General features: G+C 71.9%; 16 protein-coding genes and 1 riboswitch. Of the genes, 5 read left to right on the forward strand and 11 right to left on the reverse strand.

All coding sequences use genetic code 11. The features are described 5' to 3' along the window. Positions 1-77 precede the first annotated feature (77 nt). Both J2S55_RS45645 and J2S55_RS45650 read left to right on the forward strand, forming a co-directional pair. On the forward strand, positions 78-1,106 hold the full coding sequence (locus J2S55_RS45645; protein WP_306874548.1) for a fatty acid desaturase family protein: 1,029 nt from the start codon (positions 78-80) through the stop codon (positions 1,104-1,106). Continuing rightward, positions 1,103-2,629, forward strand: coding sequence for an MFS transporter (locus J2S55_RS45650; protein WP_306874550.1), 1,527 nt, complete (start codon positions 1,103-1,105; stop codon positions 2,627-2,629). The genes J2S55_RS45645 and J2S55_RS45650 overlap by 4 nt, the downstream gene beginning before the upstream one ends. Here J2S55_RS45650 and J2S55_RS45655 read toward each other — a convergent pair. The 7 genes from J2S55_RS45655 to J2S55_RS45685 all read right to left on the reverse strand — a co-directional run bounded on the left by J2S55_RS45655 (position 2,626) and on the right by J2S55_RS45685 (position 9,224). Further along, positions 2,626-3,162 (reverse strand): TetR/AcrR family transcriptional regulator, encoded by a 537-nt coding sequence (locus tag J2S55_RS45655; RefSeq protein WP_306874554.1) that lies wholly within the window; start codon positions 3,160-3,162, stop codon positions 2,626-2,628. The genes J2S55_RS45650 and J2S55_RS45655 overlap by 4 nt on opposite strands. A gap of 241 nt (positions 3,163-3,403) precedes the next feature. Beyond that, the gene (locus J2S55_RS45660) at positions 3,404-4,240 is read right to left on the reverse strand and encodes an urease accessory protein UreD (protein WP_306874556.1); all 837 of its coding nucleotides are present in this window, start codon (positions 4,238-4,240) and stop codon (positions 3,404-3,406) included. Then, positions 4,237-4,932, reverse strand: coding sequence for an urease accessory protein UreG (gene ureG, locus J2S55_RS45665; protein ID WP_306874559.1), 696 nt, complete (start codon positions 4,930-4,932; stop codon positions 4,237-4,239). The genes J2S55_RS45660 and ureG overlap by 4 nt, the downstream gene beginning before the upstream one ends. A gap of 30 nt (positions 4,933-4,962) precedes the next feature. Further along, positions 4,963-5,637, reverse strand: a complete 675-nt coding sequence (locus J2S55_RS45670) for an urease accessory protein UreF (RefSeq protein WP_306874561.1) — start codon at positions 5,635-5,637, stop codon at positions 4,963-4,965. 82 nt (positions 5,638-5,719) lie between these two features. After that, complete coding sequence (locus J2S55_RS45675; RefSeq protein ID WP_370879820.1) at positions 5,720-7,531, reverse strand: urease subunit alpha; 1,812 nt, start codon at positions 7,529-7,531, stop codon at positions 5,720-5,722. 127 nt (positions 7,532-7,658) lie between these two features. Further along, on the reverse strand, positions 7,659-8,375 hold the full coding sequence (locus J2S55_RS45680; RefSeq protein WP_370879765.1) for an urease subunit gamma: 717 nt from the start codon (positions 8,373-8,375) through the stop codon (positions 7,659-7,661). 447 nt (positions 8,376-8,822) lie between these two features. Continuing rightward, a complete protein-coding gene (locus tag J2S55_RS45685; RefSeq protein WP_306874566.1) occupies positions 8,823-9,224 on the reverse strand; it encodes a hypothetical protein in 402 nt (133 codons plus the stop codon). A 150-nt stretch (positions 9,225-9,374) separates the two neighbouring features. Between J2S55_RS45685 and J2S55_RS45690 the strand changes: the two genes are divergently transcribed. Next, entirely contained in the window at positions 9,375-9,980 is a 606-nt protein-coding gene (locus tag J2S55_RS45690) for a TetR/AcrR family transcriptional regulator C-terminal domain-containing protein (protein ID WP_306874569.1), read from the forward strand. Between the two features lie 387 nt (positions 9,981-10,367). Beyond that, positions 10,368-10,559 carry a DUF5999 family protein gene (locus tag J2S55_RS45695; protein WP_012890661.1) on the forward strand — a complete coding sequence of 64 codons (192 nt, stop codon included), beginning with the start codon at positions 10,368-10,370 and terminating at the stop codon, positions 10,557-10,559. Here J2S55_RS45695 and J2S55_RS45700 read toward each other — a convergent pair whose 3' ends face one another. Next, positions 10,560-11,168, reverse strand: coding sequence for an alpha/beta hydrolase family protein (locus J2S55_RS45700; protein WP_306874576.1), 609 nt, complete (start codon positions 11,166-11,168; stop codon positions 10,560-10,562). It abuts the gene before it with no gap. 112 nt (positions 11,169-11,280) lie between these two features. Between J2S55_RS45700 and J2S55_RS45705 the strand changes: the two genes are divergently transcribed. Continuing rightward, positions 11,281-11,640: a hypothetical protein gene (locus J2S55_RS45705; RefSeq protein ID WP_306874579.1), complete on the forward strand. Its 360-nt coding sequence runs from the start codon at positions 11,281-11,283 to the stop codon at positions 11,638-11,640. A gap of 47 nt (positions 11,641-11,687) precedes the next feature. Here the strand turns inward: J2S55_RS45705 and J2S55_RS45710 are convergent, their stop codons facing one another. The 3 genes from J2S55_RS45710 to J2S55_RS45720 all read right to left on the reverse strand — a co-directional run bounded on the left by J2S55_RS45710 (position 11,688) and on the right by J2S55_RS45720 (position 16,330). Further along, positions 11,688-12,470: a YfgM family protein gene (locus J2S55_RS45710; protein ID WP_306874582.1), complete on the reverse strand. Its 783-nt coding sequence runs from the start codon at positions 12,468-12,470 to the stop codon at positions 11,688-11,690. A 119-nt stretch (positions 12,471-12,589) separates the two neighbouring features. After that, the gene (gene gcvP, locus J2S55_RS45715) at positions 12,590-15,445 is read right to left on the reverse strand and encodes an aminomethyl-transferring glycine dehydrogenase (protein WP_306874585.1); all 2,856 of its coding nucleotides are present in this window, start codon (positions 15,443-15,445) and stop codon (positions 12,590-12,592) included. Between the two features lie 157 nt (positions 15,446-15,602). Continuing rightward, positions 15,603-15,694: riboswitch (glycine riboswitch) on the reverse strand. Between the two features lie 15 nt (positions 15,695-15,709). Further along, positions 15,710-16,330: a MerR family transcriptional regulator gene (locus tag J2S55_RS45720; RefSeq protein WP_306874588.1), complete on the reverse strand. Its 621-nt coding sequence runs from the start codon at positions 16,328-16,330 to the stop codon at positions 15,710-15,712. Positions 16,331-16,371: the final 41 nt, after the last annotated feature.

The raw sequence follows: 16,371 nt of genomic DNA on the forward strand, positions 1-16,371 counted from the left end.
TGCCGCCACCCTATCCAAACATTTGTCACAAACATATGTTTTGCACATATGTTCAAAACGTGTGTATGGTCGGCGACATGGCACAAGCAACCGCAACGGCCACGGCCGCGAGCGACTTCAGCCGCCTGTCCAGACGCATCAGACAGGCCGGGCTCCTCGACCGCCGCCCCCGCTACTACCTGGTACGGCTCAGCACGGTGGCAGGTCTCTACCTGGCGGGCGTGGCCGCGTTCTTCCGGCTCGGTGACTCCTGGCTCCAGGTGCCGCTGGCCGCCTGCTCCGCGATCGTCTTCGCCCAGGTCGCCCTCGTGCTGCACGACCTGGCGCACCGGCAGATCTTCCTTGCCCGAGGGCCGAGCGAGGCCCTCGGACGCCTCGGCGGCAATCTCGGGATCGGCCTCAGTTATGGCTGGTGGATGAACAAGCACACCCGCCACCACGCCAACCCCAACCACGAGAACCTCGATCCGGACGTCGTGCCCGACGTCCTGGTGTGGTCACAGGAGCAGGCGCGTGACAGCCGCGGGCCGGCCCGGCTCATCGGCGGCCGGCAGGCGCTGTTGTTCTACCCGCTGCTCCTGCTGGAGGGGCTCAACCTGCACGTGGGCGGCATCCGCGCGCTGCGCCGGCCCTGGATGAAACACCGCGTCCTGGAGGGCGCGCTGCTGCTCGCCCACTCCGTGCTCTACCTGGGCGCGCTGGCCTGGGTCCTGTCACCGGGCAAGGCCCTGGTCTTCTTCGCCGTGCACCAGGGGCTGTTCGGCCTCTACATGGGCTGCGTCTTCGCCCCCGGCCACAAGGGCATGCCGACGCTGACCGGGGAAGCCACCCAGGACTTCCTGCGCAAGCAGGTGCTCACCACCCGCAACGTGCGCGGCGGCCGCTTCGTCGACATCGCCATGGGCGGGCTCAACTACCAGATCGAACACCACCTGTTTCCCAACATGCCCGCCCCCAACCTGCGCCGGGCGCAACCCATCGTGCGGGCCTACTGCCGCCGGCTCGGCCTGCCGTACCACGAAGTCAGTTTTTTGACCTCGCACAGCGAGGCCCTCCGTCACCTGCACCACGCCGGTGCCCCCCTCCGCGAGAAAGGCCGCCCATGAAAGCCGGACGCAAGCAGTGGATCGGGCTGGCCGTCCTGGTCCTGCCCGTACTTCTGATCTCCGTCGACCTGCACGTGTTGTCGTACGCGCTGCCGTTCATCAGCGCCGACCTGGCGCCGAGCGGTTCCCAGCTGCTGTGGATCATCGACATCTACCCGTTCATGCTGGCCGGACTGCTGCTGCCGATGGGCACGCTGGGCGACCGGGTCGGACGGCGACGGCTGCTGATGGCCGGGGCGGCAGCGTTCGGCGCCGCCTCCGCGGTCGCCGCCTTCTCCCCCAGCGCGGACCTGCTCATCGCCACGCGGGCCCTGCTCGGGGTGGGCGGCGCCACGCTGATGCCCTCGACGCTGTCGCTGATCCGCAACATGTTCCACGACGACGGCCGGCGCCGGATCGCCATCTCCATCTGGACCGGCGCGTTCGCCGGCGGCGCCATGCTGGGTCCGCTGATGGGCGGCGCGCTGCTGGAGCACTTCTGGTGGGGTTCGGTGTTCCTGGTCAACCTGCCGGTGATGGCGCTGCTGCTGATCCTGGCGCCACTGCTGCTCCCCGAATCGCGTGACCCGCACCCGAGCCGGCTCGACCTTCTCAGCGTGGTCCTGTCGCTGGGCGCGATCCTGCCCATGATCTACGGGATCCAGCACATCGCCCAGGAGGGCTTCGGCTGGCCGCCGGTGCTGGCCATCGTGACCGGCCTGGCGCTGGGAGCCGCTTTCGTCCGCCGCCAGCGCTCGACGACCGATCCGATGCTGGACGTGCACCTGTTCAGCAGCCGCGCCTTCACCGCCGCCATCAGCGCCAACACCCTCGGCGTCTTCGCCATGGTCGGCTCCAGCCTCTTCACTACCCAGTACCTGCAGATGGTCATGGGAGCCCGGCCGCTCATCGCCGGCCTGTACGCGCTGCCCTCGGCGGGGATGGCGATGCTCGCCGCGGGGCTGGCCCCCGTCCTGGTCCGCAAGATCCGTCCCGGGCTGGTGGTCTGCGCCGGACTGCTCGTCGGCGCCGGCGGGTTCGCGCTGCTGTCCAGGCTGGACGTGACCGGCCAGAGCGGCCTGCTGATCGCCGGGATCATGCTGATGGCCGGCGGCGTCACCCTCGTCCTGACCGTCTCCTCCGACCTGATCATCACCGCCGCCCCGCCGGAGCGGGCGGGCTCGGTCGCCGGACTGTCGCAGGTGGCCACCGAGTTCGGCGGCGCGCTCGGCATCTCCCTGCTCGGCAGCATCGGCACCGCCGTCTACCGGGGACACCTCAGCGACGCCGGCGCTCCCGCATCGGCGCTGGACACCCTCGGCGGCGCCCTGGAGTCGGCGCGGCACCTGCCGGAACCGGCTGGGACCACTCTGACCGCCGCGGCCCGCGAGGCCTTCACGCAAGGCCAGCACCACGCCATGATCGCCGCAGCCGTGGGTCTGTGCCTGATGGCGCTGCTCGCGCCGGTCATGTTGCGTTCCGTACGGCGTGCGAGCCGGCCGCGACCTCGCCCGGACCACTCCGGACGGCACGTGATGCGTTAGCCGGCGACCACTTCGGCCACCGACCGGATACCGGCGGCCAGGTCGTGAGCCGTCGGGGCGTTGTCCGGATCGATCTGCCATCGCACCAGCAGGCCGATGAACAGCGTCAACAGCACCTGCGCACCCGCCTCGTCCTGGCGTGGCAGGCGCTGGGCCAGCTCACGCTGGGCCAGCGCCTGCCCTTCAGCCAGGCGGGCTCGCACTTCGGGGAGATGAGGTGCCTGCGCCAGCGTCTCGACGTTGGCTCGCCACACCATCGGATTGGCTCGGAAGGATTCGATCAGTTCTGCCCAGAACGCTTCGAACCACTCCTTGGAGTCGTCCGGGAACGCCTTGAGGACCTCCGCGACCGCTTCCCCGGTCACCTCGATCATCGCCTGGGTGAGCAGGGCGTCTTTGGAGCGGAAGTGATAGTTGATCGCGGCGAGGTTGCTGCCGGAGACGGCGACGATGTCCCGGACCGTCGTGCGGGCATATCCGCGCTCGGACAGGCACTGCTTGGCCGCGGCCAGCAAATCCTCAGGAACTCCCACGCGGGCGATCCTACCAGCACCGCAAACAAGCGTTTCAAACACTCGTTTGACTGCTGATACCAGTCGGGGTGCCGGCAAGAAACGCGCCATAAGCCCCAAACGGCATTGGCCTTGCCCTCCATCCGTACGGGACGGTGCAGCTGCACCGCGACCGGCGCCTGGACATGACCGGGCCGCCGTCGCCGCCGCAGGCGTGAGCGATGTCGTGACGCTTCAGGCGGGTGGCGGTGCCGCGGGATGTTCAGGCAATGGGGTGCGCCGCGTTCAGCAGGCGGTGCAGGTGCAGGGTGTCCGGGGCCAGAGCGGTGATCAGGACGGCGGGGCCGGCCAGCGGGGTCAGCACGGCCTGGCCGGTTGCCGGGTCGTCGCCGAACAGGCGGGCGCGGGGCGGGTGCTGGTCCAGAGCGGGGTCGACGATGAGGATCTGGCCGACGGCGCGATGGCCGGCCAGGACGGCGGGGCCGTCCCAGCCGGGTGCGCCGGGCCCGAACATGGTCTGCTGCTCCAGCAGGGGGCGTGCGTCGCGGTGGACGGTGAGGCGGGTGGACAGCCGGCCAGGCGGCTCGCCGGAGCGGCCGAGCACGACTTCTTCGCGTAGCAGGAGCCGGGCGGTCGAGGCCAGGTCGATGGTGCAGCTCTGGCGCAGGTTGCTGCGGGCGGCCGAGATGAGCGGCTGGGGCAGCCAGTGCAGGCTGGCGTGTTCGGCCACGCGCAGGTGCACGTCATAGGTGGCATGCTCGGTCGTGGGGCCGCGCAGCGCGATGGTGGCGGCGGCGGTGGTGATGTGCAGGTGGGCCCCGTGGTCGGTAGCGGCCTCGATGCGCAGCCGGTCGCCGCCGAGGGGGGCGCTCATGACGCCGAGGATGCACACCCGTGCCCGGTCGCCGTGCGTGTGGCCGCGCCGCAGGTCGAAGGGGCCGTCGCCGGCGAGCACGGGCAGGACGGTGGTGCCTCCGGCGCGGGCGGCCCTGATGCGGGCGGTGGCGTGCACGCCCGGCACGGCTCGCTCGGCCGGCCTGGAGGCCGGCGTGGAGTCGGGGACGGGGGTCGGTGTGGGGGGAAGGGCCGCTCGGCTCATGCGGGGCCTGCGGTCCAGGCGGCCAGGCGTTCGCGGATCCAGCCGACCACGGGGGTGATGCCGCCGGTGGCCTTGACCGCGGTCAGCACGGTGGGCAGGTCGCCGCGCTGGGCCTTGGCGTCGCGGGCCATGGCCTCCAGGTCGGCGCCGACGTGAGGGGCGAGGTCGGTCTTGTTGATGACGAGCAGGTCGGAGGTGGTGACGCCGGGACCGCCCTTGCGGGGGATGTCGTCGCCACCGGCGACGTCGATGACGAAGATCTGGGCGTCGACGAGGCCCTTGGAGAAGGTGGCGGTGAGGTTGTCGCCGCCCGATTCCACCAGGATCAGATCGAGGGGGGCGAGGTGGCCCTCCAGGTCCTCGACGGCCTCGAGGTTGGCGGAGATGTCGTCGCGGATGGCGGTGTGCGGGCAGGCGCCGGTCTGGACCGCGGTGATGCGCTCGGTGGGCAGGACAGCCTCGCGCAGCAGGAACTCGGCGTCCTCGCGGGTGTAGATGTCGTTGGTCACGACCGCGATGGACAGCTCCTCGCGCAGCGCGCGGCACAGGGCGGCGACGGTGGCGGTCTTGCCGGAGCCGACCGGCCCGCCCAGGCCGATGCGCAGGGCGCGGCGGGCGCCGGGACGCTCGCCGGAGCCGCCGGGGCCACGGGCGTGGCCGTCGGGGAAGGTGTCGCTGTGGTGCAGGTGCATGGCTGCTCCAGAGGAGGATCGAAGGAGTCGTCAGGATGCGAACAGGCGGGCGCTCCGGACGGCGTGCTGTTCAGCGGCCATGTCGAGCAGCGGTGCGGAGGCGGCCGGCAGCGCGGCGGTCCCGTCGGTGTGGACGCGCTGCGCGGCCTCGGCCGCGGCGGCCGCTACGTGGTCGATGTCGGGGGCCAGTCGCGCGAGGACGGCGGCGGCGTCGAAGGGGTCCAACCTGAGCAGGCGGACGGTCGCGGTCACCGGGCCGCCGATGCTCTCATATGCCGCCACGTACGCGGCGTCCAGCGGGGCCAGTCCCGCGCACCGGGCGGTCACGCCGAGGACCACGGGCTGGTGGGCGCCGCGCGGCCGGGCCGCGGCCAGGGCGTCGAGCTCGGCGCAGGACCAGGTGGCCCGGGCGGCCCGCAGCAGTTGCCGGCCGAGTCTGCGCGAGGTGTGCCGCAGGGCGGGGGCGGGCGTGCGGGCGTCGGCCGCCTCCTCCAGCAGCAGCGGGTCGTGTCCGGCGGCGGCCGCGGCCGCGAGCCCGGCCGCGACCAGGCCGCTGGTGTGCAGCCGGCCGCGGCTGAACTCCTCCAGGCTCGCCACGTCCCGCACGCGTCCGGCCGTGACGGCCTCCTCGGCCCCGCCGGAGTGAGCGTGGCCTCCAGCGGGGAACCGGCCGTCGGCCAGGACGAGCAGGGCGGCACGGTTCATCGTGCGTGGCTCCCCTTCGTTGACATGGGGCGTTCATGGAGCCTGCCCATGCGTCGCGCCCCTGAAGTGTGACCGGCAGTGGTCAGAACAGGAAGTAGCGTTGGGCCATGGGCAGCGTGTCGGCGAACTGACGGCCGTCGACGAGCCGGTCGTCGATCTCCGTCTTGACGTCCTTGGCCTCCGCGCCACCGATCTCGACCTCAAAAGTGTCGGGATCGATTCGGATGTCGGGGCAGGCGTTGTTCTCCCGCATGTCGGCCTTGAACACCTTGCGGGTGTCGCGTATGGCCCGGAACGGCTTACGCACGTTGACCCGGCCGGCCAGCCCGGACCGGATCGCCTGCTCCGTGACGAAGTTGACCGCATTGGCGCCTGGCGCCCGGCCCGTCGCTCCCCACATGGGCCGGGGCAGGACCGGCTGCGGGGTGGTGATGGAGGCGTTGGCGTCGCCGACTTGCGCGTAGGCGATCTGGCCGCCCTTGATGACCCGGTGCGGCTTGACGCCGAAGAACTTCGGCTCCCACAGCACCAGGTCGGCCAGCTTGCCCACCTCGACCGAGCCGACCTCGTGATCGATGCCGTGCGCGACGGCCGGGTTGATGGTGTATTTGGCGACGTAGCGGCGGGCGCGGTGGTTGTCGGCTCCGCCGTCGCCGGCCTGGTCGCCTTCCAGCGGGCCGCGCCGGGCCTTCATCACGTGCGCGGTCTGCCACGTCCGTATGATCATCTCCCCGATGCGGCCCATCGCCTGGGCGTCCGACGACATGATCGAGATGGCGCCGAGATCGTGCAGGATGTCCTCGGCGGCCATCGTGGAGGGCCGGATCCGCGACTCGGCGAAGGCCAGGTCCTCGGCCACCAGCGGGTTGAGGTGATGGCAGACCATCACCATGTCGATGTGCTCCTTGACCGTGTTGACGGTGAAGGGGCGGGTGGGATTGGTGGAGGCGGGCAGCACGTTCGGCAGGCCCGCCATCGTGATCATGTCGGGGGCGTGACCGCCGCCGGCGCCCTCGACGTGGAAGATGTGGATCGGGTGGTCCCCGATGGCCTCGATCGTGTCGGCGACCGCGCCCGCCTCGTTCAGCGAGTCGGCGTGCAGAGCCAGCTGGACGCCTGTCGCCCGGCACACCTCCAGGCACCGGCGCAGCACGGCCGGGGTGGCCCCCCAGTCCTCGTGGATCTTGAACCCGAGGACGCCCGCCTCCACCTGGTTGTAGAGGGATTCGGTGGACATGGTGCTGCCCTTGCCGAGCAGCCCGATGTTGACCGGGAAGGCGTCCAGCGCCTCGAACAGCCGGGCGATGTGCCAGGCGCCGGGCGTGACGGTGGTGGCGGTGCTGCCCTCCGCGGGGCCCGTGCCGCCGCCGATCAAGGTGGTGACCCCGGCGGCGAGAGCCTCGTGGACCTGCTCGGGGCAGATGAAGTGCACGTGGGTGTCGATGCCGCCCGCGGTGAGGATCTTGCCGTTGCCCGCGATGACCTCGGTCTCCGGGCCGATCAGGAAGTCACCGGCCCGCTCGTGCCCGTCGTGCAGCCGGTCCATGGTCTCGTCGTTGTAGGCCTTGCCGAGCGCGACGATCCGGCCGTCACGGATGCCCACGTCCGCCTTGACGACGCCCCAATGGTCCAGGACGACCGCGCCGGTGATGACCGTGTCGGGTGGCTGCGGAGCGCCGAACCTGGTCGGGTCGCGCGGCGCGCAGGACTGCCCCATCGATTCGCGGATCACCTTGCCGCCGCCGAAGATGACCTCGTTGCCGCTGCGTCCGGGGCCGCCGGCCCAGTCCTCGGTGATCTCGATCCGCAGGTTGGTGTCGGCCAGCCGGATGCGGTCGCCGAGCGTCGGGCCGTACCGGTCGGCGTACTCGACGCGGGTCAGCGGCTGCTCGATCGGCAGGATCTCCGGTCCCGGCCCACCCTCTTGCGCTGACGGTCCTGCCGCGGGCTCAGCGAGTGGGTCGATCGCCGGCGCCGCGGAGGTGTCCGCGGACGCGTCCGCCGTTGCGTCTGTCACGGACTCATCCATCGAGCTGCCCTCCGACCTGGCCGCGCAGGCCGGCGACTACGCGCCTGCCTTCGATGGGCACCAGCGTCACCGTCCGGGTGCACCGCGGCTCGAACCGGACGGAACTGCCGGCGGGAATGTGCAGGCGCTTGCCGTAGGCGGCGGCTCGGTCGAAGTCGAGGCGGGGGTTGGCCTCGTAGAAGTGGTAATGGGAGCCCACCTGGATGGGTCGGTCGTCACCGTTGGTGACCGTCACGATGGTGATCTCGCGGCCCTCGTTGAAGGCCACCGGCGTGGCGCCCTCCGGATGGTCGATCTTCCCCGGATGAACCATCGCCTCCGCCTCGGCCTCGGTTGCCGCCTTCTCGTCGGCTTCGGCGAAGGGGGCGCGGATGGTGACCAGCTTGGTGCCGTCGGGGAACGTCGCCTCGATCTGGAGGTCGGAGATCATCTCCGGGACACCCGCCATGACGTCGTCACGGGAAAGGATCTTCTCTTCGGCGGACATCAGCTCGTGGACCGACTTGCCGTCGCGAGCCGCCTCCAGCACGTGCGCTGTGATCAGCGCGACCGCCTCCGGGTAGTTGAGCAGGACCCCCCGTTCCTTGCGCTTGCGGGCCACGTCCGCGGCCACATGGATCATCAGGCGTTCCTGTTCGTGCGGAGTCAGATGCACCCGCCACCTCGCCTTCGCTCTGCCCCGACGCGTCGTCTCCGGGGGGTCTGCCACCGGCGCGGATCGCGCGGCGACGACCGGCCTTCGATCATGTCGCCATCCGCTGTTCGGCCGAGAGATGATCGCCCTTGCCGGGCGCGTCCGGCTCGGACGCCACGAGGGGCTGGGTGATCACTTTCCCGCCGCTCACCGAAGGTAGTTGCACAAGTGCCCAGAGTGATATGGCGTGACGGTGAGGCGTGCGTCACCCGTGGCACAGAATTCGCATCACCTGCCACACACTCGGCCCGCCGATGCCGTTCACCCGGCTCGCCGCCCGCTCCGGCTGACGGCGTCGTCCCAGAAACCCGCGAAGGATCACTAGAAGGGTCCCTGACCAGGGCAGACGCGCCCGCGGGAACCTGGTGACAGCTCCGTTGGCGACAGGCCGGGAAGCACGACACCCGCCGCGCGGCCGCGTGGCGGGTGTCGTGGAGAAACGGTCGCCCCGAGGGGGCTCGGTCAGCGCGCGGCGGCGGTGACCGGACGCGGGACGCGGGCGATGCCGGTCAGGCGGTTCTGCTCGCGGAGGGTGCGCAGGCGGTCGACCTCGGCGGTCCACTCGGCGCCCTTCGGGGTGGCCCTGCCCTTGCGGCGGCGGATCCGGTCCTCGTAGGACTTCACGCCGAACGTCGCCCGCTGGCCGGCCTCGGCGGCGCGCAGCGCATCGGTCAGGGCCTTGTCGAAGGCCCGGCCCGCGGCCCGGAGCTCCTCGGGGGAGGCCGCGGCGGCCTGGACCCGGCGGAGCTCGACCTCCGCCGCGCGCGCCTTCTCCAGGAGCTCGGGGAAGCCCTTCCCGACCTCCTGGTCAGCGTGGTAACGGACCTCCGCCTCCCGGCTCACGCTCGGTCGGAAAAACGCCATCGTCTGCCCTCTCCCATCCATCGCCGGGCATTCCCCGGCAGATCACAGCCCGTAGCCTACGCCGTCCGCTCCCACCCCACACACTCAGGCGGCGCCCTGCCCGGCGCGCCCGCCTTTACGCAGTAAGGTTCGGGGTGGCAGGATGTCCCCATGCCTGCCAAGCGACCGCCCATCCCGCTCTCCAGAGAGCGCATCATCGAGGCTGCCCTGCACATCGCCGACAGCCAGGGGCTGCGGCGGCTGACGATGCGGCGACTGGGCGACGCGCTCCAGGTCGAGGCGATGGCCATCTACCACCATCTGCCGCGGGGCAAGGACGCCCTCATGGACGCGCTCGCCGAACACGTCACCACCGTGCACGCCGAGCCGGGCCAGACCTGGCAGGACAGCGCGCGGGCGTGGTGCCGGGCGAGCCGGGCCGCGCTGCGGGAGCATCCGGGGGTGCTGGCGCTGGCGCTGACCAAGCCGGCCAAGGGCCGCGCGGCGGTCGCGGTGCGGGAGCAGACCGACCAGCTCGCCGACGCGGGGCTGCCCGACGCGGCACGGGCCGTGCGGGCGATGCGGGCCTACGTCTTCGGCGCGGTGGCGGTGGAGGTGCAGCAGTCCGGCTGGGCCGAGCCGGCGGGCGATGACGACGAGCCGTGGCGCCCGCCGTCGCAGGGTGGCGGCAGCCCGGCGGCCGACGACGACTTCGAGCTGGGCCTGGAGGCGCTCCTGGCAGGTCTGACCAGGTCAGGTGGCGTCAGAAAGTCGTAACCGATCGTTTACCGGCCCGGCGGCGTGTCGCACTTGGCCGGTTATCCGGCTATGAGGCATGCTGTGCTATAGGTCACACCCCCGAAGATCCCCTTCAGGACTCACCCTTTTCACGTCCGCAAACAGTCCTAACGGGCTATGTCGCCGGGTGCGACCAGATCCCACACTTGTGCGTGCGGTCAGATCGCACGCTCAAGGGTGTGATCCGACCGTATGTTTGATCTGCTTGATGTGCGGGCCTCACCCAGCCCGAGGCGCGCATGGCCATATGTCAATCCAGATGCTCCTCCCCCCGTCACAGGTGGGAACGGAACCCATCGGGACGGTGCCCGCCGGCCTTCGATGCGGATTCCGGTGAGCCGACAAGAGAGATCCGGAGGCACGCCGATGTGCCCGCACCAGCCGTCCTGCCCGTCCGCCGAGGCGCTGGACCGCGAAGCCGCCCGCACGATGGCAGCCCACCCCGAGCAGGGTTGGAGCCTGCTCTGCAACGGTGTGGTGCTGTTCGAGGACACCGGCGAGCTCCTGCCCGACGGTGCCGTCATCGAGCCGCACCGGCCCCTGGCCGGCGTCGCCTGATCATCGCGCCGGGCACGGCCGCATCCTCGCCCCGAGCCACTCCGCGACGATCTCGCCCACGCGGGCGGGGTCCTTCTTGAGATCGTGACCCTCCCCCGGCAGCACCGCCAGGCGCGCGGCGTCCGCCGCCTCGGGCACGCCGAACGGGTCGCGATCTCCGTTCACCACCAGCACGTCCACGCCCGCCGCGCGCAGCTCCCCGGCGCGGGAGCGCTCCGGCCTGCCCGGCGGATGGAGCGGGAAGGCCAGCGCGACGACCGCCTCGGCCCCGACCTCCAGGGCCGTACGGCAGGCGACCCGGGCCCCGTTGCTCCGCCCTCCCTGGACGAGCGGCAGCCCCGGACAGCGCTCCTGGAGTCCGGCGACCAGCGCCACCCAGGCCTCGTCCTGCTTGACCGCCGAGCCCGGGGCCCGGGCCCCCCGCAGCCGGAACGGCTGGAGCACGCGGGCCACCGTCCCGCCGATCCCCGTCACGGCCTCCCGTACGGCCAGCAGGTCCGGGGCGTCCACTCCCCCGGCCGAGCCGTGGGTGAGCACCAGCAGGAAACGCGGGTCGGTGACCTCGTCCAGCTCCGCCAGGGCCGGGCCGTGCGGGGTCATGATCTCCATGGCAGGGGCCGTGCTCCGGATGGACACAGATCTAGTCCTAACGGCTGATGCCAGCGGCCGCGTGCGGGCGGAGAATCGGGACGTGCAGGATCACCAAGATATCCGACAGGACATGCGCGCCACCATCGAGGCCCGGCGGGAGCTCGGTCCGGAGTACGAGACCGCGCTGGTGGAGGCGTTCGTCGAGCGCCTCGACGCGAGCATCGCCGCCCGCGTGCGGGCCGAGATGCACCTCGCCGGAGGCCGCCACCCCCACCCGGGCCCCTACCCGGAGCCCCACCCCGGGCACCGGCCCCGGCAGCGCAAGGGCGGCTCCTCCACCGCGATCGCGCTGGGCTCGATGGGCATCGGCATCCCGCTGACCGCCATCGCCGCCGGCGAGGCGGGCACCGCGGGCCTGCTGCTGGCCTGGGGCGGCATCGTGGTGATCAACATCGCCCACGCGATCAGCCGCTGGCGTGGCCGCGACTGAGCCCGGCGGGCCGGCGGGGGCCGGCCCGGCAAGAGGTCGGCGGGGGATCAGGCGCCGCGGTTCAGCCTGAGGCGGACGTCCTCGGCGAGCCGCTCGTCAGGGCTGTCCAGACCGTAGCGCCAGACCTGTTCGGCGTCCTCGTCGCGGCCCCGCAGCGGGAGGGTGCGGGCCAGCAGCTCGATGGCCAGCGCACCGGTCTCGGCCTCGCCGCCCTCCTCGACCGCCCCGGCGAACTCCGCGCACGCCAGCTCCAGATGCGCGATGCCGAGCAGGACCCGGAGCCTGGACACGTCGGCCACCTCGGCCACCGAGAGCGCCTCCAGGAGCACCTCGGCGGCCTCACCCGCCTCCCCCTCCTCCATCAGCAGCTCGGCCAGCCCCTGGGCGGCGTGGGAGGCGATCTCCGGGTGGGCGGTCGCCAGCGCGGCCCGCAGGGCCTCCTCGGCCTCCTGCCGCCCCTCCGCGAGCCTGGCCAGCGCCATGTGCGCCAGCGGGAGGTAGGCGGGGTTCCCGACGCCGAGGGCGGCCTGCCAGGCGGCCCGGGCCTGGTCGGGCAGGTCCTCACGCTCGAAGCTGCGGGCGAGCAGGCAGGCGGCCTGCGCGGCGAACTCCGGATGCCCGGTCACCAGCGCGGTGCGGGCCGCGGCCCGGGCTCCCGCCACGTCTCCGCGCTCCTGGAGCACCACCGCCAGACCCACCGCCGCCTGCGCCCGGTCGGGCTCGGCGGGGTCGGCGGCCAGCGCTGTGAAGATCGTTGCCGCGCCGTCCAGGTCGCCGCTCTCGGCCAGTCTCCGCGCGGTGTCCAAGGGGTGCGTGTCCACCTCTGGCATGCAGGGTCCTCCCGGGTAAAGGAATGCCCCGAGCCTAACGACTCGGGGCCGCACCCGTCCCCCACATATGGGACGAATACGGCCCGCGCCGGGAGGGGCGCGGGCCGCGGGAGTATCGGTCAGTCCTCGTAGGCCTCAAGCGGCGGGCAGGAGCACACCAGGTTGCGGTCGCCGTAGGCCTGGTCGATGCGGCGGACCGGCGACCAGTATTTGCCCTCGCGCACCGACGGCAGCGGGTAGGCCGCCTCGGTCAGGGTGTAGGGGTGGTCCCACTCGCCGGTGAGCAGGCAGTCGGCCGTGTGCGGGGCGTTGCGCAGCGGGTTGTCGGTCTTGTCGTAGGCCCCGGAGGCGACCTTCTCGATCTCACCCCGGATCGCGATCATCGCGTCGCAGAAGCGGTCGAGCTCGGCCAGGTCCTCGCTCTCGGTCGGCTCGATCATCAGCGTGCCGGCCACCGGGAAGGACATGGTCGGCGCGTGGAAGCCGTAGTCGACCAGGCGCTTGGCCACGTCGTCCACGGTCACGCCGGTCTCCTTGGTGATCTGGCGCAGGTCGACGATGCACTCGTGGGCGACCAGGCCGCCGCGGCCGGTGTAGAGGACCGGGTAGTGCGGGGCCAGCCTGCGCGCCAGGTAGTTGGCCGACAGGATGGCCTGCTCGGTGGCCGCCGTGAGGCCCTCGGCGCCCATCATCCGGATGTAGGCCCAGGAGATGGGCAGGATGCCCGCCGAGCCGTACGGCGCGGCCGAGACCGGGCCGACCGCCGAGCCGTCGCGCAGCGGGTGGCCGGGCAGGTAGTCGGCCAGGTGCGCGCGGACCGCGACGGGCCCGACGCCCGGGCCGCCGCCGCCGTGCGGGATGCAGAAGGTCTTGTGCAGGTTCAGGTGGGAGACGTCGGCCCCGAACTCGCCCGGCTTGGCCAGGCCGACCAGCGCGTTGAGGTTGGCGCCGTCGACGTAGACCTGGCCGCCGGCCTCGTGGACCCGCTCGCACACCTGGGTGATGGTCTCCTCGTAGACGCCGTGCGTGGAGGGGTAGGTCACCATGATGGCGGCGAGCTGGTCGCGGTGCTTGTCGATCTTGGCGTCGAGGTCGGCGAGGTCGACGTTGCCGTTGTCGTCACAGGCGACCACGGCGACGCGCATGCCCGCCATGACGGCGCTGGCGGCGTTGGTGCCGTGCGCCGAGGACGGGATCAGGCAGACGTCGCGTCCGGACTCGCCACGCGCCTTGTGGTAGGCGCGGATGGCCAGCAGACCGGCGAACTCGCCCTGGGAGCCGGCGTTGGGCTGGATCGACACCGCGTCGTAGCCGGTGACCTCGGCCAGCCAGCCCTCCAGCTCCTTGATCAGCTCCAGGTAGCCCCCGACCTGCTCCTCCGGGGCGTAGGGGTGCAGCCCGGCGAACTCCGGCCAGGTGATCGGCTCCATCTCGGTGGTCGCGTTGAGCTTCATGGTGCACGAGCCCAGCGGGATCATCGACCGGTCGAGCGCGATGTCCTTGTCCTGGAGCCTGCGCAGGTAGCGCAGCATGGCCGTCTCGGAGCGGTGGCTGTGGAAGACCGGGTGCGTCAGGTAGTCGCTGGTGCGCGCCAGCTCGACGGGCAGCGCGTCGTGCGCGGCGGCGTCGAGGTCGGTCAGGACCGCGCCGCTGACCTCGAAGGCGGCCAGGACCTGCTCCAGGTGGATGAGCTCGGTCTTCTCGTCGCAGGTGACGCCCACGTGGTCGGCGTCGACCAGGCGCAGGTTGACCCCGTTGTCGCGGGCGGCGGCGACGATCTGGGCGGCGCGGCCGGGCACGCGGGCGAGCACGGTGTCGAAGAAGTCGTCGTGCACGACCTCGACGCCGCCGTGGCGCAGGCCCGCGGCGAGCACGACGGCGTGCCGGTGGATGCGCCGGCCGATCCGGCGCAGCCCCTCGGGGCCGTGGTAGACGGCGTACATGCCCGCGATCACCGCGAGCAGGACCTGCGCGGTGCAGATGTTGCTGGTCGCCTTCTCGCGGCGGATGTGCTGTTCGCGGGTCTGCAGCGCGAGCCGGTAGGCGGGGCGCCCGTCGGCGTCCTGGGAGACGCCCACCAGGCGGCCCGGCATCTGCCGCTGCAGGCCGTCACGGACGGCCATGTAGGCCGCGTGCGGGCCGCCGAAGCCCAGCGGGACGCCGAAGCGCTGCGAGGAGCCGATCGCGATGTCGGCGCCGAACTCGCCGGGCGCGGTGAGCAGGGTGAGGGCGAGCAGGTCGGCGGCGGCGACCACCTGGGCGCCGCGCGCGTGGGCGGCCTCGGCGATGGAGCGGAAGTCCCTGACCCGGCCGCTGGCGCCCGGATACTGCACGAGCACGCCGAAGCACTCGGGCAGCTCGCCGGTGAAGTCGCTGTCGACCAGCTCGATGCCGAGCGGCTCGGCCCTGGTGCGCAGCACGGCCTTGGTCTGCGGCAGCGCGTCGGCGTCCACGACGAACACGTTCGACGCGGCGCGGCCGGCGCGGCGGGCCAGCGTCATCGCCTCGGCGGCGGCGGTGGCCTCGTCCAGCAGGGAGGCCCCGGCGACGTCGAGCGCGGTCAGGTCGGAGACGACCGTCTGGAAGTTGATCAGGGCCTCCAGCCGGCCCTGGGAGATCTCCGGCTGGTAGGGCGTGTAGGCGGTGTACCAGCCCGGGTTCTCCAGGAGGTTGCGCCGGATGACGGCCGGGGTGATCGTGTCGTGGTAGCCCAGGCCGATCATCGAGGTGAGCACGGCGTTGCGCCCGGCCAGGGTGCGCAGCTCGGCGATGGCCTCGGGCTCGCTCGCCGCCGGGGGCAGGCGGAGCCGGTCCTTGGCCCGGATCGCCTCGGGCACGGCCACCGCGACCAGGTCGGCGGTGGAGGCGAATCCGACCGCCTCGAGCATGCGGGTCTGGTCGGCGTCCGCGGGCCCGATGTGGCGGGTGGCGAACGGCGGAGGGGTGAGCTCGCTGAGCGGTGACAGATCGGTCATGGAAAGCCTCCCGAGGCGGTGGAGACCGGCGCTGGGCGCGGGCGTATGCCGGATCTCCCCCTCTGTCATCTCGACCTGAGAGCTTCACCTCCCCAGCGGGGAGGCTTTCACCGTCGGTGAGATACGTCTGGCGGACGCACCTGCTTTCCAGAGTCGCCTCGTCCGTGCGGTACAGGGTGCCTGAGAGATTCCGGGGAGGTTGCTCCTTCGGCGCCCCGATCATGTCGGGGTCTCTCCCGCACAGGGTCAGCAGCAGAGCTAACTTTACCCCGTGCGCCGAGCCCTGCGACGACGGGCCAGCTCATCTGCGTGGTGATCGCCTAAAGGGCCCTGGCCGGCCTCCGCCCGCTCACCGGGGAGATCCGCCAGCGAGCCCTCGACCTCCTGCCACACCCGGCCCAGGGCGATGCCGAAGACTCCCTGCCCGCCCTGGAGCAGGTCGATGACCTCGTCGGGCGAGGTGCACTCGTAGACGCTCACCCCGTCGCTCATCAGCGTGATCTGGGCGAGGTCGCTGACGCCGCGGTCGCGCAGGTGCTGTACGGCGATGCGGATCTGCTGGAGGGAGACACCGGTGTCGAGCAGCCGTTTGACGACCTTGAGCACCAGGATGTCGCGGAAGCCGTACAGTCGCTGGGAGCCGGAACCGTGGGCGGCCCGCACGGTGGGCTCGACCAGTCCGGTGCGCGCCCAGTAGTCCAGCTGCCGATAGGTGATATCGGCCGCCGCGCAGGCGGTGGGGCCTCGATATCCGATGTCGGCGGGCGTCTTCACCGGCTGCCCGTCGAACAGCAGACCCTCTTCACCCGCGCGCTGACGTGCCGACTGGCGCCGTTCCGGGTCATCCTGATCGGCGTTTCTACCCTCGCCGCTGCTGACCGCCACGCGGACCTCCGGCTTTCTCTCATCCCGCGGCCTGATCTGGG

The sequence above is a fragment of the Streptosporangium brasiliense genome, assembly GCF_030811595.1.
Lineage (GTDB): Bacteria > Actinomycetota > Actinomycetes > Streptosporangiales > Streptosporangiaceae > Streptosporangium > Streptosporangium brasiliense.